The following is an 18,811-nucleotide window of genomic DNA, read 5'->3' as shown; positions in this document are numbered from 1 at the left end:
GCTGCCCCCGCACGTGCCCGGCGCCAACCCCAACACAGGAGGAACGGCTGGCGCGTGCGCCCGTGCGTGCGCCCGTGCACGCGCCCCTGCCCGCCGCCGCCCCCGTGCGCGCCCGGCGCCACCCCTGAGGCGACGAGCCCGCCGGGACGGAGCGATTTCCGTTGACACGCGGCCGCCGCGTGGTATACTGAACGACATTCATTTCCTGAGTCCAGTTCAGAGAGGGCGCGATTGAGCACCGGGGAACGGCGGGAACGGGAACGGCAGGAACGGCGCCAGGCCATCCTGGCGGCCGCCCGCACGCTGTTCTGGAGGCACGGATACGCCGCCACGACCGTGCCCCGAATCGCGCGCGCCGCCGAACTGGCGCCCGGCACGCTCTACCTCTACTTCCCCGGCAAGGGCGCCCTCTACGCCGAACTGCTCATGGAGGGCTTCGACCGCCTGATCGAACGCCTCGGCGGCGCCGGCAGCCCCTCCGACGATCCCCGCGTACAGGCCTCAAGGCTCATCGACGCGTTCATCGGGTTCGCCCGCGATTACCCGGAGTACTTCGACATCATCTTCTTCGTCATGCAGCGCGAGAAGCCGTACACGCGGGAATCGGCGCTCGACGAGGACCAGTTGAAGCGGCTGCGTGCAAAGGAAGACGCCTGCAAAGCGCTGGCTGCCCGCGCGCTGGAGCGCGCCGCCAGGCTGCACGCCCTGGAGGACCCCGCAGCCACCGTCGACGCGGTCTGGAGCATGCTGGTCGGCCTGGTGTTCTACTTCCGCAAGACGGGGGAGGAGACGTTCGCCCGCGTGGCGGCCCGCGCCAAGAGGCTGCTGCTGGATGCGGCGTTCGAACCGGGTTAGGCCGCGGGGCGGTCGGGGCGGGACGCCAGGACGCGCGTGTCTGTGCCGGTGGGCGAATGAGGTCCAGTCTGTGGATCGCGGACTTCTTCTCGGGGCTGGAGGGTGGAGGATGCCGGGGCTGACGGTACTTCGGTGGGCGACGCGGGCGCTCGGCGTTGCATTGGCATCGCGCGCGGCTATAATGGCCATTTCCACCCCGAGACGCAGTGCGGATCCTGTCCGACTCGCTCGTGAGGCGTCGGCGGGGCCATCGCCCCCCCGTCCGGGGTGGCGGCCGGGTGGCCGAACACGGACTGACGGGGCCGATACGGGAGGATCAGCTTGGCCATGGGCATGACGATCACCGAGAAGATCCTGGCGGCGCACAGCGGCGAAGAGGCCGTGGCGCCGGGCCAGTACGTGATGGCGAGCGTGGACCTGTGCCTCGGCAACGACGTGACCGCGCCGATCGCCATCGAGGAGTTCGAGAAGGCGGGCTTCGAGCGCGTGTTCGACGCGAAGAGGATCGCACTGGTGCCCGACCACTTCACGCCGAACAAGGACATCAAGGCCGCCACGCTGGGCCTGGCTCTGCGCAAGTTTGCCGAGAAGCACAAGATACGGAACTACTGGGAGGTGGGGCGCGTCGGCATCGAGCACGCCCTCCTGCCCGAGCAGGGCCTGGTGGGGCCCGGCCATCTGGTCATCGGCGCCGATTCGCACACGTGCACCTACGGCGCCGTGGGCGCCTTCAGCACGGGCGTGGGCAGCACGGACCTGGGGGCATGCTTCGCAACCGGCAAGGTCTGGCTGCGCGTGCCGGAGTCCATGCGGTTCGTCTTCACGGGCGAGCGCCCCCGCTGGGTCGGCGGCAAGGACCTGATCCTGCACACGATCGGCCAGATCGGGGTCGACGGCGCGCTCTACCGCGCCATGGAGTTCTGCGGCCCGGCCATCGAGGCGCTGCCGATGGACGACCGCTTCACGATGTGCAACATGGCCATCGAGGCGGGCGGCAAGAACGGCATCATCGCCCCGGACACCGCGACGAAGGAGTACTGCAAAGGCCGCCTGAAGGGCAAGGCCGTGCACTACGCCAGCGACGAGGACGCCCGGTACGTCGAGACCCGCCAGTGGGACGTCAGCGGCCTGAGCCCGCAGGTGGCCGCGCCGTTCCTGCCGTCGAACGTGCGCCCGGTCGAGGAGTTTGCCGACGTGTCGGTCGACCAGGTGGTCATCGGTTCGTGCACGAACGGGCGCATCAGCGACCTGCGGCTGGCGGCCGAGGTCCTGCGAGGCAAGAAGGTGGCGGCCAGGACCCGCCTGATCGTCTTCCCCGCCACCCAGGCGATCTACCGCCAGGCACTGGACGAGGGGCTGATCGACGTGTTCATCGACGCCCAGGCGGCCGTTTCGACGCCGACCTGCGGCCCCTGCCTGGGCGGCCACATGGGCGTGCTGGCAGCGGGCGAACGCGCACTGGCCACGACGAACCGCAACTTCCGCACGCGCATGGGGCACTTCGACAGCGAGGTGTACCTGTGCAACCCGGCCGTTGCAGCCGCCAGCGCCGTCACGGGCCGTATCACCCATCCGGACGACGTGGCCTGAGGGCCCGCCAGGGAGGTCCCGTCCGGCGGGGTCGGGCGGGACTGCTGCTGAGAGCGAACAAACGTGGGACAGGGATCATGTCGCACTACGTAGGACTGGATGTCGGTTCGATCAGCGTCGACGCCGTCGTCGTCACCGACGGGGCCGAGATCCTCGAGGCCCGGTACGTCCGGCACCTGGGGCGTCCGCTCCCGGCGGCCCTGGAGGTCCTCGAGTCGGTCCTGGCCGACCACGGCCCGGTCGAGGGCCTCTGCCTGACCGGCAGCGGGGCCTGTGTCATCGCCGACCTGCTGGGCGTCCCCTTCGTCAACGAAGTGATGGCCCAGGCCCGTGCCGCCGCCGTGCTGGCGCCCGGCGTGCGGACGGTCATCGAGATCGGCGGCACCGAGTCAAAGCTCATCGTGCTCGGGCGCTCTGCCGACGGCAAGGTGCGAGTCGAGGACTTCGCCATGAACTCGCTCTGCGCCGCCGGCACGGGCTCGTTCCTGGACCAGCAGGCCTCGCGCATGAAGGTCGACATCGAGGAGTTCAGCCGGCTGGCCCTGCGCAGCGAGACCCCGCCGCGAGTCGCCGGCCGCTGCTCGGTGTTCGCCAAGAGCGACATGATCCACCTGCAGCAGCTCGGCACGCCGGACTACGACATCATCGCCGGGCTCTGCTACGCCATGGCCCACAACTTCAAGGGCACGGTCGGGCTGGGCAAGGCCTTCGACCGGCCCATCGCCTTCCAGGGCGGCGTGGCCTCCAACGCCGGCATGGTCCGCGCCTTCCGGGACGTGCTGGGCCTCCACGACGGCGAGCTGATCATCCCCCCGCACTGCGGCTGCACCGGCGCGATCGGGGCCGTTCTGCAGACGCTCGACGAGGGCCGCGACTGCGCCCTGAAGGGGCTCGACCCGCTGCGCAACTACGTGAACGAGCCGCACCGGGAGGCCGTTCGGCTGCCGGCCCTCCGGGGCGACGACTACGCCCTGGACGTCGATCCCCGGCCCCTGCCGCAACGAGACGGCCCGGTCGACGTCTACGTCGGCGTGGACATCGGCTCGATCAGCACCAACGTCGTCGTCATCGACGCCGAACACAACGTGGTCGCCCGCCGCTACCTGATGACCGAGGGACGCCCCATCGAGGCCGTCCGCAGGGGCCTCTCCGAGGTCGGCCGGGAACTGGGCGACCGCGTGACCGTGCGCGGATGCGCCACGACCGGCAGCGGCCGCTACCTGATCGGCGAGCTGATCGGCGCCGACCTGATCAAGAACGAGATCACCACCCACGCGCGGGCCGCCGTCGAGGCCGACCCGCGGGTCGACACCGTCTTCGAGATCGGAGGCCAGGACGCCAAGTACATGTCGCTCCAGGACGGCGCGGTCGTGGACTTCGCCATGAACAAGGTCTGCGCCGCCGGCACGGGCTCGTTCCTGGAAGAACAGGCCGAGCGCCTGGGCCTGAAGATCGAGGAGGAGTTCGGCCGCGAGGCGCTCTCCAGCACCGAGCCCTGCAAGCTGGGCGAGCGCTGCACCGTCTTCATGGAAAGCGACCTGACCTACCACCAGCAGCGCGGCGTGCGGCGCCGCGACCTGGTGGGCGGGCTCTGCTACTCGATCGTCTCCAACTACCTGAACCGGGTGGTGGAGGGCCGCAAGGTCGGCGAGGTGATCTTCTTCCAGGGCGGCGTCGCCTTCAATCGCGGCGTGAAGGCCGCCTTCGAAGCCGTGCTGGGCCGGCCCGTCATCGTGCCCCCCCACCACGACATCCTGGGCGCCATCGGGGCGGCGATCCTCGCCCACGAGCACGCGGGGCCGACGTCGGCCTTCCGGGGCTTCGACCTGAGCAACCTGCGCTACGAGTTGAAGACCTTCGAGTGCACCAGGTGCGCGAACCGGTGCGAGATCCACCAGGTGGCCATCGAGGGCCGAAAGCCCCTGCATTACGGCAGCCGCTGCGGCCGCTTCGACGACGAAGCCCGGCACGACCTGGGCCGCGGGCTGCCCCGGCTGTTCGCCGAACGCGATGACGCCCTGCTGAACGCCTACCCGCAGGCCGAACCGCGCGAGCCCATCGGCCTGAGCATCGGCATCCCCCGGGCCCTGTCGTTCTTCGACCGCTACCCCTTCTGGAAGGCCTTCTTCACCGAGATCGGCTGCCGCGTCGTCCTCAGCAGCCCGACCAACAAACGGATCGTGCGCCTGGGCAGCGAGGCCATGCACACCGAGACCTGCTTCCCCATCTGCCTGGCCCACGGCCACGTGCTGGACCTGATGGACCAGGGGGTGGACTACGTGTTCGTGCCCAGCGTCGTGGACCTGGAGCACGAAGCCGAGGACGCCGTCCGCTCCTACGCATGCCCCCTCGCCCAGAGCCTGCCCTACCTGCTCAGGGCGGCCCTGCGCCCCGGACCGGACGGCCCGCAGTTCCTGGCCCCCGTCCTGCACTTCGCGTCCGGCCGGGCAACCGTCGACAAAGAGTTGCACCGCCTGGGCCGGGGCCTCGGAGTGCCCGCCGGGCGCGTGCAGACCGCCCTGGACGCCGCCTGGCAGGCCCAGGAGGCGTTCCGCCGCCGCCTGCTCGATCGCGGACGCGAAGTGATCGACGGACTCGGGAAGGACCAACACGCCGTCGTCATCGTCAGCCGGCCCTACAACGGCTGCGATCCCGGCGCCAACCTGGGCGTGCCGGACAAGCTGCGGGACATGGGGATGACGGCCATCCCGCTGGACATGCTGCCCCTGGACCTGCCGACGCTCGGACGGGACTTCCCGCACATGTACTGGAAGTACGGCCAGAGCATCCTGGCGGGAGCCCGCTACATCGCCGAACACCCGAATCTGCACGCGATCTACGTCACCAACTTCCGCTGCGGGCCCGATTCGTTCGTCACGAAGTTCTTCGACCGGATGCTCGGGCAGCCCTACCTGACGATCGAGATCGACCAGCACAGCGCCGACGTGGGCGCGCTGACGCGCTGCGAGGCGTTCGTGGACAGCATCCGCGGCGGCCGCGCGCGGGGCGGCCGCCCGGCCATGCGCACCGCCGCGGCCGTCACACCCCCCCGTCGCGACCGGCTGCGCACGGTCTGCGTCCCGCACATGGGCGACCACTCCATCGTCATGGCCGCCTGTGTCCGGGCCAACGGACTCGAAGCCGAGGCCCTGCCCATGTCCGACAGCGAGAGCCTGGAACTGGGCCGCCAGTTCACCACCGGCAAGGAATGCTACCCCTGCATCCTGACCACCGGCGACATGGTCAAGAGGACGCGCCGCCCCGACTTCGACCCCGAGACTACGGCGTTCTTCATGCCGCAGGCCTGCGGGCCGTGCCGGTTCGGCCAGTACCATCACTTCCACAGAATGGTGCTGGATGAACTGGGCCTCCGGGACGTGCCCATGATCGTGCTGGACCAGGGCCGGGGTTTCCGGAAGGACGTGCGCGGGTTCGGCCCCGGGTTCTACCGCACATGCTGGCAGCTCACGCTGATCGTCGACTTCCTGCTCAAGGCCGTGCACGAGATCCGCCCCTACGAGGTCAACGAGGGCGAGACGGACCGGGTCTACCAGGAGGGTCTGCAGGAACTGGCCGAGGTCGTGGAAGGACACGGAGACCACATGGCCAGGGCGGCCGAGATCCGCCGGCGCCTGGAGTCCATCCCGACCGACCGCTCCGAGCCGCGGCCGATCGTGGGCATCGTCGGCGAGATCTACGTGCGCAGCCACGCATTCGCCAACTCGTTCCTGGTCCGCAAGTTGGAGCGCCTGGGAGCGCAGGTGCTGCTGCCGCCGTTGCAGGAATGGCTCGACTACATCGCGGCCGAACGGCGCGCGACCTCCCGGCAGCGCGGGGCGTTCGGAGAACTCGCCCTGGAGGCCCTGGCCCAGTGGGTCTGCCGCCGGGACGAACGGCGTGTGGCCGCCGTCTTCGACGGACTGGCCGGCCCCATGCCCCGCGAGTCGTCCATGCGGGACGTCCTGCGCATCGGCAGCCGCTACCTCGATCCGTCCGTCAAGGGCGAGGCGATCCTCAGCATGGCCCGGGCGGCCGAGTACGCCCACCACGGGGTGCACGGCATCGTCAACGTCTCGCCGTTCGGGTGCATGCCCGGGGCCATCGTCAACGGCCTGCTGGAGGAGTTCCGCCGCGACCATGACGCCATACCGGTCCTGCGCCTCGCCTTCGACGGCGTGGACCAGCCCGGCGAGGACATGCTTCTGGATGCCTTCGTGCACCAGGCCCGGCAGCGCCTGAACGGCCGGCCCTGACGCAGAGCGCTGAAGCGCCGTTTGAGAGGAGCATTACCGTGGAAGGCAAGTGCTGGAAGTTCGGCGACGACGTCAACACCGACGAGATCATCCCGGCCCGTTACCTGAACGTGACCGACCAGGAGGAGCTGGCCGCCCACTGCATGGAGGGCGTCGACCCCCAGTTCGTCCGCAAGGTCCACCTCGGCGACATCATCGTGGCCGGCAGGAACTTCGGATGCGGCTCCTCGCGAGAGCACGCCCCCCTGGCCATCAAGGCATGCGGCATCCACTGCGTCGTTGCCGAGTCCTTTGCCCGCATCTTCTTCCGCAACGCCGTCAACATCGGCCTGCTGATCGCCGAATGCCCCGAGGCGGCGCGCGAGGCGGAGACCGGCCACTCGATGGAGGCCAACTTCGCCCTCGGCCGCATCGTCAACCACTCCACGGGCAGGAACTACGCCTTCCCCCCCTTCTCGCCCGAACTGCAGGCCATCGTCGACGCCGGCGGCCTCATGGCCTTCGCCAGGAAGGAAGCCGGCGGGTAGTCACGCGCGCACCACGCCCTTGCAGTCGGGATACCCCGAACAGCCCCAGAACTGCCGTCCGGCGTTCTTGCCCGTGCGCGCCGTGCGCAGAACCGTGGGCTTGCCGCAGAGGGGGCACGGCGGGATCGGATCGGGCGGATCCGACGGATCAGACTGATCGGCTTCAACGGCCCGCTCCCGGCTGCGCTCCGCAAGCCGGGCGGTGGCCAGTTGCTCACTGTAGCCGCCTTCCTTCACAAACTGCTCCTCGAGCGCAGCGATCTGCCGGTCGAGCAGGTAGTTCGCCTGGTTGATCAGGCAGATGAGCGCATTGGCCCGTATGGCTCCTTCCGCATGCTCCAGCCACGGCGCATAGAGCGCCCAGCGCTGGGCGTCCGTTAGGGCCGTGAGATCAGTCGGATCCGACCGATCCGACTGATCCTCCTTGAACTTGCGCGGCACATCCCGCACCGCCTTCGCCTCGGCCGAATCCGGCGCCCACTGCGCCAGGCGCCTGTGCCGCAGGAAGTCCTCGTAGTCGAGCAGCAGTTCCTCCAGGCTGGAACGCGCCACGTTCAGCAGGCGCAGCTCCGTCTGCGAAGAGGTCGCCGCTGCGCGGCTTCCTTCGGCGATGTTCTGCCGGCCCGACCGCGCGGCCTGCACCATCTGGTCTACAGTGCGCGAACGTTGATCGACAAACCGCTCGCAAAACCAGTACGTGGCATCATAGATGACCGTCGCCGCCTGGAAACTGACTGTGTTCCGGTACCCTCCGCCAGGCCGCAGCTTGCGCGCCATCGCCGCCTCCTCCCCGATGATCAGTCCGATCCGACCGATCCGTCTGATCGGCCGTCAGCGCCGCCATGCCCCCGCCGCCAACCTGTCCATCTCAGGTACCCGGGGGGGGCAGACTCAGGGCGTGGCGGGTTCTATCGGCGCGACGCCCTGCCAGTCCACGTGTTCCGCCTCGCCCCAGAGCAGTTCCAGGTCGTAGAGCCGCCGCGCCTCTTTCGTGAAGACGTGGACGACGACGTCGCCGAGGTCGATCAGGACCCAGCCGCAGTCGGCCTCCCCCTCCACGCCGATGACGCGGTGGCCGAGCCGGGCGGCCCGCTGGCGGACCTGCGTCGCGATGGCGGCGATCTGCCGCTCGTTCAGCCCGGTGGCGATCACGAAGTAGTCGGACACGAACGTCAGGGGTTCGACGTGGAGGACGACGACCTGCTCGGCCTTGCGTTCATCGGCCACGTGCGCACAGGTGCAGGCGAGGGCCTCGGCCTGGTTCGTCACGGGTGACTCCATCATTCTCGAGCGCGTGCGGACGCCCGCCGATTATAGGGTGCGCCCGGCTGCGGGGCAAACGGCGGACCGGTTCGGCCAAAGAGACGGCCCGGCGGCGCGGAGCCGTCGGGCCGTGCGTGTTCGCGACTGCGGGGAGCGCGTCAGACGTCTTCCATGCCAAGGCTCTCGCGGATCGTCGCGGTGCCCTTCAGCCCCGGCTTGAGCCGGAGGGCCTGGGAGAAGATGCTCTTGGCCTGCTTTTCGTCGCCGATCCGGCAGTAGACCTCCGCGATCTTCTTCAGGATGAACGCCTTCTCGCTCTTGTCGAGGTCGAACTTGAGGATGCGCTCGTAGCAGGCGATCTCCTCGTCTGCGTTGGCGGCGTCGCGCGGGAGCTTGCGGCTGTAGAGCTTCTTGATGCGCGCCTTGACCTCTTCGAAGAAGTAACGCTGGCGCGGCGGGTCCTTCTCGGCCTCGTAGAGTTCCTCGTAGAGCCGCGCCGCCTCCTTGAAGCGGCCGGCCCGCTCGCACTGCTCGGCCAGGAGGAACACCGCATCGAGGTAGTCCTTCGGCTCCAGGTGCTCCTTCAGGCTGAAGTCCGCCCGGGCGGCCAGGTGGTCGTATACGTTCAGCGCCTGGCGCCCGCGCCCTGCCAGCAGGCTGTGAAGCACGTCCTCGGCATACTCCCGCAGGGTGCGGGCCTCGCTGCGCCTGACCTCCTGCTGATTGGCGGGGCTCGCCTGCATCAGCACGTCGTACCGGGCGCGCTCGCGCTCGTTGCTCAGCACCCTGTAGGCCGTGATCACGCGCTCGAGCTTCTTGGCGGCCCGGTCATCTTCCCGATTCGTGTCGGGATGGTACTTCTTGGCCAGCCGGCGAAACGCACGCTTGATCTCGGGTTGGGTGGCGGTCCGCTGCACTGCCAGGACGTCGTAGTATGTCTGTTGCTGGGTTGTGGCCATCGCTACGAAGTTTCTCTATTGCGGGTAAACCCTGAATCGCCCGAATCCGAGCAGGCCGTCCGTGCCGACCCGCACGCTCTGAAGTTAGTGCCGGAGGCGCGTGTTCAGTTCACCAGGAACGCTGAATGCACCCCCATGGAATCCCAGACTGAAGGGGCTCGGATACCGCGACGCAACCCCTCCGAGGGAGCGGCAGGTGCAGAGACGACCCCCGGGCTTCCCAGATCATGGTACTATAACATATTTGCCCCGGTCCGGTCAATGGGCAAAAACGGCCCCGCCGCGATCACGGCCCCGTCACGCCCGGCCCGCCGGGGCACAAGGCGGCGGGCCTCCATGGCGCAGCCAACCGCCGGCGGGTGCCGGGGCGGCCCCTCAGTGGGAGAATCCCGCATTTCGGCGAATCCCGCACTTGACAGCGCGGGTTCCTGCACCTATAAACACCGTGGGTATTTATGCTTATTCCGAGGTGGGGAAAATGGCCCTGAGAGTCAAGTGTTCCGCGCCGGGATGCGGTGCCGTCTTCGAAGTGTCGGACGACCAGGCCGGAGAGACGGTCCTGTGCCCCGAATGCGGGGCGGGTATGGAGGTCCCGAGCGGTGAGGAGGACCACTTCGGCGACATCAAGGCGGCCGCCGGCCAGGAGGGAAAGGTGCTGCACCCGGCCCGCCAGCAATGCCCCAGTTGCGGCGCCACCCTCGGCGTCCGGGTCGCCATCTGCCCCCAGTGCGGTGCCGACATCCGCACGGGTGCGGTCACCCAGGTGACCCGACGGAAGGTCCGCGACTGGACGCCCTTCCTGATCGGCGGCGGCATCGCCGTCAGCCTGGTCGTGCTCGTCGTCCTGATCGTCGTGGCGGCCGGCCTGCTGAAGGAGCGCAAGCAGCAGACCGAACTGGCCACCCGCGAGCAGCAGCCCGAGACCGCCCAGCCCGTCGATGGCGAGCCGGTGGAGGTCCTCCCGCACGTCGAACTGGCCGAGGCGGACTTCGGCACGCTGGGCCGGCAGGAACAGCAGATCGCCGAGAGCGTCCGCACCTACCGGACGAGGCTCCGTGACGCGCTCGGGCAGATCCACGAATCGGACGCGACGAAGGCCGCCACGCTCTGGGCCGACCTGGCCGCGTTCTGCCGGGAGAACAACCTCCCGGCCGAGGCGGACCTGTGCTGGATCCGGGCCGCCCGCCTGGCCCCGCGCAGCGCATCGGTGAACGACAGGCTCGGACGGACCGAGACCTTCCGGGGCCACGCGGTCACGCCGGAGCAGAAGCAGTTCCTCGAAGGACTGCGCCCCACCATCCGCCTGCAGAACCAGTCCGCCACCCTCTCTGACCACACGGTGAAGGTCGGCGACGCCGCCGCGCAGGCCTTCGGGTGGAGCGATCAGCCGGTGGTCCGGGTCGACGCCGGCTCCGTTCGCATCGCCGTCGCCCCGGCCGGCAACTCCACCGAGGGGACGCACGCGATCACGCTGCCCGTGCAGGACGGCCTCGGCTACACGGTCACGTTCCGCGATCCCGCCGCCGCCCCGGGCCTCTCGTTCACCGAGCTGGAGAACCTGTTCACCGCAGTGATGGGCACGGGAGACGCCGAAGGGACGTCCGTCGAGCGCAACTGGCAGAACGAGGTCACGCTGGCCCGGTCCGGCCGGCTGGTCTTGACGGGCACCGCAGACGTCCCGCTCTCGATGGCGCTCGTCGCGCCCGGAGTCCTGGCCGTCTCGGGCCTGCTCACGCAGGAGGCCGGCGCGAGCGGGGACGGGGCCGTCTTCTGGGGCAGCCAGGAGGACCCGATCCTGTTCCGGATCAACACCGAGGCCAAGAGCGCCGCGTTCACCGAAGGCACCTTCTGCGTGGTGCGCAGGGACCTCGCCGACGGCCTGATGGGCGTGCTGGCAACCGCCCACGGAGACGCCGCCGACGCATGGGCTTACCGGCAACTGGCCGCCCGCGCGCGGAGGCAGGCCCGGGCTGACGTCGAGAAGGAGGCCCGCGGCGACTTCGCAGCCCCCTGGCGGGCTCTGGAGGCCAACTGGGAGGAGATGACCCTCCTGAAGGCCGAGGTGGACCGGCAGATGCAGTGCATCGACCACGCGGCCCGCAGGCCCGCAGGGATCGACAACGCCCGCGCGCTGGGCCTGTCCGACCGCGCGGCGAACCTGTACCTGAACTGGGAACGGTTCCGTCCCGCGCTGACGTCACTGACGGGAGACTGCGCCGATCTCCTGATCGAGGTCGCGGGACCGCAACAGCAGGTGACGGAACCGATCGAGGATCAGGGGCCGGCCGCCGGAACCCGGGGCCCGCGCGGGCCCCGGCGGAGGACAGGCCACGCGGGCGTCACCGCATACGTGCCGACCGCACGGGAGATGATCTACTCATCAGCCCCCGGCGTGCACGGCGGCGTGCCGATCACCATCCCCACGCCGACGTCGCCGCTGGCCCCGAACAGCCCCAGGCTGGACGAAGAGGCGCGCCGCTACGGGCTGATGAAGATGCTGGCCGTCCTCCCGGACGACCAGGCGCTCCGGCACGCGCGCAACTACTGGAACGGCCTGGACTACGACGGCAAGGTCACGGCCCTGGTCTCCCTGGAGCAGGTGGCCTCGCCGCAGGTGGTCGCCTTCCTGGCCGAACTCACCCAGGAGCTGAGCGACGTGGACGTCGTCGTCGCCGCCCTGCTGTCGCTGGGCAGCATCGGGACGCCCGAAGCCCTCCAGCACACCGAGACCCCGACCGTGCACCAGGAGATCCGCTGGGCCGCCGTGGTGGCACACGTCATCGCGGGCCGGCCGAAGGCCCTGGACGACCTGCCGCACACGCTGAGCAGCGCCGGCGAGGATGCCCGCAAGATGATCCTGAGCTTCCTGGCAGACACGGACGCCCCCGCCACTCTGCCGGCCCTGTCGGCCGCCATCGACGCCTGCACCGACGCCGAGAGCCGGGCCCGGATCGCCGCCGCACTGGTGCGGATCGGCGGACACGCCGCGATGGCCGAACTGGCGCGCCTCATGGAGTCCGCCCAGGACCTCTACCCCGCCCTGCTGCCGTCCGTCGCGCCGGAGGATGCGCTCCTCCTGGTGCGGCCCATCGGCACTGCGGTCGCCCGGGGAGAGGGCACGCCCGAGACGGTGAGCTTCCTGCTCGAGCACGGCGGCCCGGCCGGACGGGCGTTCCTGCGAGCGGCGGCCGTCAACCACGGCAGCCCGGCCGCCCTGTCCGCCCTGATCGAACTGGGCGACACCGAGTCCATCCGAACCCTCCTCGACACCTATCATCACACAACGATCGACACCCTCAAGCAGGTGCGGGGCCACTGGCTGGTCACGGACCAGAAGCCGGACGGATGGCAGTGGAACTCCGGGATCGACTCCCCGGCGGCCGGGGGGTACCTGCGCACCGTGCTGGAAGAAAGCAAGGACCCGAAGGTCCGCCTCGGTGCGGCCTGGATGATGATGCAGGTCGGCGAGCCGCCGGATGCCCGGCAACTGCTGACCCTCGTCGAGATGCCCGAGCCGGAGACCGGAGTGCGCCGGCCCAGAGGAACGCAGGCCGACGCCCCCGAACGCAGCGCCCGGGGCACCCGGGGCGGGTCCGGGCGCGGGATGTCCGCAGCGGGCACGCAGACACGTCGGCCGGCCGGCGAATACGCCCCGGAGGGGTTCACCGAGCCGGCGGGCAGGCCGCGCATTCCGTCCGACCTGCAGATGGACGACAAGCCGGCCCTGTACGCACTGGGCCTGCTGACCCGGGTCGGTGACGCGTCGATCGCGCAGGAACTCCGCACCCTCATCGACTCCTGTCCGGACGAAGAAGTCGTCCGGGCCATGTTCCTGACCATCGCCGCCATCGGCGGCCCGCAGGACATCGAGTTCCTCCGGGAACAGGCCCTCGTGCGGGCCGACACCTACGCCAACACCGCCGACGTGGCCGCGGAACTGCACGGCCGGCTCGTGGCTCTGGCCGCACTCGGCAGGGCCCGCGACGCCGACTTCCTGCCGCGCCTCGACCAGATGCTGGACGAAGCGCCGCCGGCCGACGACGCCATCACCGACGTGGCCGACTACGACACGCTCAATGCCTGGTGGCAGACGCGCCTCCGCCAGGAGGTCTGCGACACAATCGTCGGCGTGTGCACCGAGAAGCAGTTGTTCGAGCTGACCGGCAACGGCGACCTGCAGCGTCGCCTGACGGACCGTCTCCAGAGGCTGATCGAGAATCCGGGCGGAGGCGGATCCAGCCTGGCCGACGCACGCGACCGCCTCAAGGCCAGCGCGCTGAGGGCCTACGCCCGGTGCGCCAGCGCGTATGATGGGAACACCCTTCTGCTGCTCAAGCACGTGGCCCTGGCCCTGTCGGCGCCCGGCTCACCCGCGAGCCGTGCGCCCGCCTCGCGCCTGGCCTCGGGAACGCGGACCCAGGCACGGGACGACATGACCGACGACTCGCTGGACTATGCACTGCGCGACGCGGTCGTCCGCGTCGCCCTGCACGGCGGCGGCCCGAACGTGCTGCAGGAAGTCCGCGGCATTCTCCCCGCCGCAGGCCAGACGAGCGAGGCATGGGGCCGTCTGCTCTGCGACCTGGCGGCGGCCCCGTCGCCGCAGTTCTTCGAACTGGTCAACATGGTCTCCGGCTCCCTGACGGACGAGAGCCGCCAGCGGGTCTTCGAGACCGCGCGAAGCCGGGTGGACAAGTCGGACCGGGGCTACGCCCTCTTCGTGGCCGGGATGATCCGGCGCCCGACCCAGGACCGGACGGTCGAGGACGAAGCCGCCGTGGACATGGTGGTGTCCGCCGAGGAAGCCCAGGAGCTGATGGAAATGCCCCCCGAGGCCATCGAGATGATGCGGGAGCAGGAGAGGATCGAGGACGAGGTGCGGATGGGCGCCCTCGGAGTGAGGGATCGCGTGCCGGCCGGGCGCCGCCGCACCCAGGAGAAGCGCGAGCAGAAGGCGTACAGCCGGCTCGGCTCGCGACGCCAGGGGCTCTGGGCGTACTCCCTGGAGGACACCGCCGAGGACATCCGGATCCTGCGGCGCAAGTGGGCCCTGGTGGAGCACATCTTCGAATGCGGCCCCACGGCCGTGGCCGTGGCCATCCAGGATGAGCAGCTCTTCAACCACCGCGACTTCGGGCCCGAGATCGCCGTCCGCTACGCGCGCATGTCCAATGCCGCTCGGAGCTTCGTCCTGCAGAACATGCGGGACCTCCTGATCGGCGAGACCGAAGTGGTGCCCGCCGGCCCCCGGAGCCGCACAGCACAACTGGTGCGAAGAGAGGCCGCCCTGACCGCCCGACGGAGTGCCACCCTTGTCCTGCGGAGGCTGGGCGACGACCAGGCCGCCGCGGTCCTGTATGACGCGCTGGTGGGCCCTCCCACGGAACGGATCGAGATCCCCCTGCTGCCCGGGGACGACCCGGTCGCGCCCCCCGACATCGAGCCCGGGCGCCCGGGCGCACGGCGCGGCGGCGAGGTCGACGAAGGAATCGTCTACGTAGCCCGGGCGCTGGGCAGCATGGGGCACGTCGATCTGCTCCGAGCCGCACTGAACGCACCCGGCCGGTCGCTGTTCGACCGCAACTCGACGGGCGTCCAGACGGCCGCCCTGGAGGGCATGGTCTTCCTGCCGGACCGGATGCAGGCGCTGGCCGTCCTGACCGAGCTGTTCGGCCTGGCCGGCACGCCCGAACTGCGCAACGCGGTCTCCACCGCCATCCTGAAGACCCTGCAAAGGACGCTGCCGGCCTGAACGCGAGCCGGCGGGCGGGACGCCTCCCCGGCCCCGCCCGCCGCGGCCGCGCGGCCCGAACGGCCGTGGGGCCTTGTTCTCATACTCCGAGGCCCGGCCGTGACTGAGCAGAGCCTGCGCAGACTCGTTCGCCTGCACTATGACCGGCTCTTCCGGGCCGCCCGGTTCATGTGTGGCAATGTGTCCGTCGCCGAAGACCTGGTGCAGGACACCTTCCTGGCCGCCGCCAAGTCCCTGAAGACCTTCGAGGGACGCTCTTCGCCGTACACCTGGCTCTACGGCATCCTGCTGAACAAGTTCCGCCAGTGGCTCCGTCGCAAGGACTCCGCCGCGGCCCCCCTGCACATGGGGCACCCGGACGGGGAAGGCGCCGCACCGGAGGACTTCCTGCCCTCGTCCCTGCCCGGCCCCGAGGAACTGGCCGAGCGAAGCGAAGCCGCCCGCATGGTCCGCGCCGTGCTGGACGAGCTGTCCGAGGACCACCGAAGCGTCGTCACCCTCCGCTTCATCGAGGGCCTGTCCTATGAGGAGATCGCCGAAGCCATCGACTGCCCGATCGGCACCGTCAAGTCCCGCATCCACTACGCCCTGCGGAAGATCGGCGAGCGATTGACCGAGGAAGGGCTGTCCGCACCCGAGGACTGAGAAGCGCATTTGAACCCTGCGGCCTCTGGCGACACTAACACTGCGAAAGGAGTTGCCGTGGACTGCGCCGAGTGCAAATCCTGGATGATCGAGGCCGCCGAAGGCGATCTCGCCGAGGAACGCGCGGCTTCGTTCCGCAGCCATCTGGCCTCCTGCGAATCCTGTCGCACCGCTTTCGACCTGGTGGAACGGGGCGCCGGCATCCTGCGCGAGACAATCCCCTTGCTGGCGCCCCGTGAGACCTACCTGACGCGCGCCCGAATGGACCAGATACTGGCGGCCCGTTCCGGCGAGACGAAGATCTTCCGGCTGTTCTCATACCGGCAGTTCGTCTCCGCCGCCGCAGCCGCCGCCATCCTGATCTCCGCCGCCTTCATCGCCGGAGGCCTGGCGAGCATGCGGAGCGCCCCGCCCGACGAGACGCCCATCGCACGCGTGGCTCCGGCCGAATACCTCCCGATCGTGCTGGCCGCCACAGGTCGCGAAGACCCCGGCCACGCGCTCGGCCACATGGCCGTGGTCAAAGGGGCCCGCACCTCCTGGGCCTGGAGGCCCCAGGGCGAACGCCCGGTGAGCATGGACTCCCCCGGCGTCGTCGTGCCCGTCCAGCACGCCTTCTACGATCCGGCCGAGTCTCCTTACTGGTGGTAGCCATGCGCCGAAGGCTTCCCCGGGCGCTTGCCGCGTGCGCGGCCCTGCTGGCCGCCATGGCGGCCCGAGGGGCCGCACAGGACCCGCGGGCCGCTCTCGAACGGGCCGCGCCCGTGGTCGCCTGTGTCCGTTCCACCCTCTCGCTGCCCGAGGAATCCCCCCCGGCCGGCGAGGCGCACTTCTCCAACGCCGGCTTCTTCGTCGGCACCCAGGGCGAGATGCTCACCAGCCTGCTCGGGCTGGCCGGATGCCGCGAAATCCGCGTGTTCTGCCCGGACGGACGCCAGTCCGAGGCGACCGTCGCCGCCCTCGACCAGGCCAGCGGGCTCGCCCTGCTGCGGACGGAACTGCGCGACACGGCCCCCTTCGCACCCGCCCCCGCCCTGCCGAGCCCCGGCGCCTGGGCACTGGTGGCCTCTGTGCGGCAACGGGCCGACGGCCTCTCGACCGTCCTCTCCCCCGGCCTCGTCACCCGGCACAACGCCGACGTCCGCATCCACGGCGTCGCCTGGGACGGCATGCTCGGCCTGGCCGGCCACGTCTGGTCCGGATGCGCCGGGGCCCCCGTCCTCGACATGGAGGGCCGCCTGGCGGGCGTCGTGCTGGCGGTGACCTACGAGGCAGCCCGGGAGCCGGAAGTCCTGGTGCTGCCGGAGGGCGACCTGGCCCCGATCCTCGCCCGCCTCAAGCAGGGCGAGACGCGCCGCCTCGGATGGCTCGGCATCACGCTCACCGGCGAACCGGGCGCCCGCGAAGGTGCCCGCATCCGCTCCGTACTGAAGGACTCGCCCGCCCAGAGGGCCCGCCTGCACGCCGACGACATCATCCTGCAGATCGGCCCGCACGTCGTCGACGACCCCGCCGTCGTCGCCCGGCACGTCGTGGAGGCCGGCCCGGGCCGGACGGTCGAACTGAAGGTCCTCCGGGGAGACGCCATCCTGACCATCCCGGTCGCGCTGGAGGCCCGCCCCCTGCTGGTCTCCGGCGGCATGCGCCAGCCTCCGCCCGATCGCATCCGCCCCTGGCCGACCCTGGACGGCATGCCGCTCGCCCCGGAGTTCGCCGACCTCGTCCGCGAGAACCAGCGCCTGCAGGAACGCCTCCGCGAACTCGAACGCCAGGTGCAGGCGCCGGCGCTCCAACGCCGCTGACCGCCGCACGGTTCCGGCGCCTTTCTGGTGCCCTCGGGCATTGCCTGCAGGCCCGGCGCCCTGTATCATGGTTGAATAACTGCGCGGGAGGAGCGTATCGTGTTATGTCCGGCTTGCGAAGACGTCGAGATGTTCACGCTCGAATTCGAGCAGGTCGAGATCGACTACTGCCCGGGCTGCCGCGGCGTGTGGCTGGATTCCGGCGAGCTGGCGCTGGTCGGCCGGCGGGCCGGCGCGCTGCGGATGGGCATCCTCGATGAGATCGAGACGCGGTCCGGACGGCAGACGAAGGCCGAGCCGTCCCGCCGGTGTCCGGTCTGCGGCAAGCGCCTCATCGAGGTCCGCGCGCAGGGCGAGCCGGGCATCGTGGTCGACCGATGCCCCCGCGGGCACGGCCTGTGGTTTGACCGTGGTGAACTGGAAGCCGTCGTGGCGCGCGCAGAGGCGGAGGAGGGCAACGTCCTGGCCCGGTTCTTCGCCGACCTGAGCGGCCCGCAACGCGCCTCGTGAGAGGGAAGGAGAGCTTACGATGACCGGAGGGGTGATCGCTTTGATTGTAGTCGGCGGCCTGCTCGTTCTCGTTGTGCTCTGGGCCATCGGCACCTACAACGGGTTGATCCGGCTGCGCAACCAGGTCGAGAATGCCTGGGCGCAGATCGACGTGCAACTGAAGCGCCGCCACGACCTGATCCCGAACCTGATCGAGACCGCCAAGGGCTACATGACCCACGAGCGCGGCACGCTCGAGGCGGTGGTCAAGGCGCGGAACCTGGCCGCCCAGGCCGCCGGGCCGGGCGAGGCGTCCCAGGCCGAACAGGGCCTCAACGGCGCCCTGAGCCAGTTCTTCGTCGTCGTCGAGCGCTACCCCGACCTGAAGGCCAACCAGAACTTCCTGGCCCTGCAGGAGGAGCTGGCCTCGACCGAAAACAAGATCGGGTTCGCCCGGCAGTTCTACAACGACCAGACGATGCAGTACAACATCCGGATCCAGAGCTTCCCGGCGAACATCCTGGCCGGGATGTTCAACTTCGCCCGCAAGGACCTGTTCGAGCTGGAATCCGAGGCCGAGAGGGCCGTGCCGAAGGTCCAGTTCTGACGATCGATCCTCGGCCCGGGGCCGCCTCTCCCGGCGGCCCCCGCCCTGCCTGCAACACGTGCCGGGCCT

Annotated in this window: 13 protein-coding genes; 10 read left to right on the top strand and 3 right to left on the bottom strand. The window is 70.0% G+C overall.

The features are described from left to right. Positions 1–231 precede the first annotated feature (231 nt). The 4 genes from GXY85_03945 to GXY85_03930 all read left to right on the top strand — a co-directional run bounded on the left by GXY85_03945 (position 232) and on the right by GXY85_03930 (position 7,225). Positions 232–855, top strand: a complete 624-nt coding sequence (locus GXY85_03945) for a TetR/AcrR family transcriptional regulator (protein ID NLW49981.1) — start codon at positions 232–234, stop codon at positions 853–855. Positions 856–1,182: 327 nt separating this feature from the next. Then, on the top strand, positions 1,183–2,445 hold the full coding sequence (leuC, locus tag GXY85_03940) for a 3-isopropylmalate dehydratase large subunit (GenBank protein ID NLW49980.1): 1,263 nt from the start codon (positions 1,183–1,185) through the stop codon (positions 2,443–2,445). Positions 2,446–2,522: 77 nt separating this feature from the next. Beyond that, complete coding sequence (locus GXY85_03935; protein ID NLW49979.1) at positions 2,523–6,698, top strand: CoA activase; 4,176 nt, start codon at positions 2,523–2,525, stop codon at positions 6,696–6,698. Positions 6,699–6,730: 32 nt separating this feature from the next. Beyond that, positions 6,731–7,225 (top strand): 3-isopropylmalate dehydratase small subunit, encoded by a 495-nt coding sequence (locus tag GXY85_03930; protein NLW49978.1) that lies wholly within the window; start codon positions 6,731–6,733, stop codon positions 7,223–7,225. On the opposite strand, the gene GXY85_03925 is transcribed toward GXY85_03930, so the two are convergent. The 3 genes from GXY85_03925 to GXY85_03915 form a co-directional block, all read right to left on the bottom strand. Beyond that, entirely contained in the window at positions 7,226–8,002 is a 777-nt protein-coding gene (locus GXY85_03925) for a four helix bundle protein (protein ID NLW49977.1), read from the bottom strand. Between the two features lie 114 nt (positions 8,003–8,116). Next, positions 8,117–8,506, bottom strand: a complete 390-nt coding sequence (rsfS, locus tag GXY85_03920) for a ribosome silencing factor (GenBank protein NLW49976.1) — start codon at positions 8,504–8,506, stop codon at positions 8,117–8,119. Positions 8,507–8,646: 140 nt separating this feature from the next. Continuing rightward, positions 8,647–9,447, bottom strand: coding sequence for a DnaJ domain-containing protein (locus tag GXY85_03915; protein NLW49975.1), 801 nt, complete (start codon positions 9,445–9,447; stop codon positions 8,647–8,649). 478 nt (positions 9,448–9,925) lie between these two features. On the opposite strand from GXY85_03915, the gene GXY85_03910 reads away from it, so the two are divergent. The 6 genes from GXY85_03910 (at position 9,926) to GXY85_03885 (ending at position 18,742) form a co-directional block, all read left to right on the top strand. Then, positions 9,926–15,199: a hypothetical protein gene (locus GXY85_03910; GenBank protein NLW49974.1), complete on the top strand. Its 5,274-nt coding sequence runs from the start codon at positions 9,926–9,928 to the stop codon at positions 15,197–15,199. Positions 15,200–15,298: 99 nt separating this feature from the next. Further along, on the top strand, positions 15,299–15,844 hold the full coding sequence (locus GXY85_03905) for a sigma-70 family RNA polymerase sigma factor (GenBank protein ID NLW49973.1): 546 nt from the start codon (positions 15,299–15,301) through the stop codon (positions 15,842–15,844). Positions 15,845–15,901: 57 nt separating this feature from the next. After that, positions 15,902–16,495: a zf-HC2 domain-containing protein gene (locus tag GXY85_03900; GenBank protein NLW49972.1), complete on the top strand. Its 594-nt coding sequence runs from the start codon at positions 15,902–15,904 to the stop codon at positions 16,493–16,495. Between the two features lie 2 nt (positions 16,496–16,497). Then, a complete protein-coding gene (locus GXY85_03895; GenBank protein NLW49971.1) occupies positions 16,498–17,646 on the top strand; it encodes a serine protease in 1,149 nt (382 codons plus the stop codon). A 99-nt stretch (positions 17,647–17,745) separates the two neighbouring features. After that, positions 17,746–18,156: a hypothetical protein gene (locus GXY85_03890; GenBank protein ID NLW49970.1), complete on the top strand. Its 411-nt coding sequence runs from the start codon at positions 17,746–17,748 to the stop codon at positions 18,154–18,156. Between the two features lie 19 nt (positions 18,157–18,175). Beyond that, the gene (locus tag GXY85_03885) at positions 18,176–18,742 is read left to right on the top strand and encodes a LemA family protein (protein ID NLW49969.1); all 567 of its coding nucleotides are present in this window, start codon (positions 18,176–18,178) and stop codon (positions 18,740–18,742) included. Positions 18,743–18,811 lie beyond the last annotated feature (69 nt).

It is taken from the genome of Candidatus Brocadiaceae bacterium (assembly GCA_012728835.1).
Lineage (GTDB): Bacteria > Planctomycetota > Brocadiia > SM23-32 > SM23-32 > JAAYEJ01.
Note: the sequence above shows the minus strand (reverse complement) of the source record. Positions and strands in the feature narration are given on the sequence as shown.

Bases quoted from the DNA above. Each gene is read 5' to 3' on its own strand.
- leuC (NLW49980.1), top strand. From the start codon at position 1,183: ATGGGCATGACGATCACCGAGAAGATCCTGGCGGCGCACAGCGGCGAA.
- GXY85_03935 (NLW49979.1), top strand. From the start codon at position 2,523: ATGTCGCACTACGTAGGACTGGATGTCGGTTCGATCAGCGTCGACGCC.
- GXY85_03925 (NLW49977.1), bottom strand. From the start codon at position 8,002: ATGGCGCGCAAGCTGCGGCCTGGCGGAGGGTACCGGAACACAGTCAGT.
- rsfS (NLW49976.1), bottom strand. From the start codon at position 8,506: ATGGAGTCACCCGTGACGAACCAGGCCGAGGCCCTCGCCTGCACCTGT.
- GXY85_03915 (NLW49975.1), bottom strand. From the start codon at position 9,447: ATGGCCACAACCCAGCAACAGACATACTACGACGTCCTGGCAGTGCAG.
- GXY85_03910 (NLW49974.1), top strand. From the start codon at position 9,926: ATGGCCCTGAGAGTCAAGTGTTCCGCGCCGGGATGCGGTGCCGTCTTC.
- GXY85_03895 (NLW49971.1), top strand. From the start codon at position 16,498: ATGCGCCGAAGGCTTCCCCGGGCGCTTGCCGCGTGCGCGGCCCTGCTG.
- GXY85_03885 (NLW49969.1), top strand. From the start codon at position 18,176: ATGACCGGAGGGGTGATCGCTTTGATTGTAGTCGGCGGCCTGCTCGTT.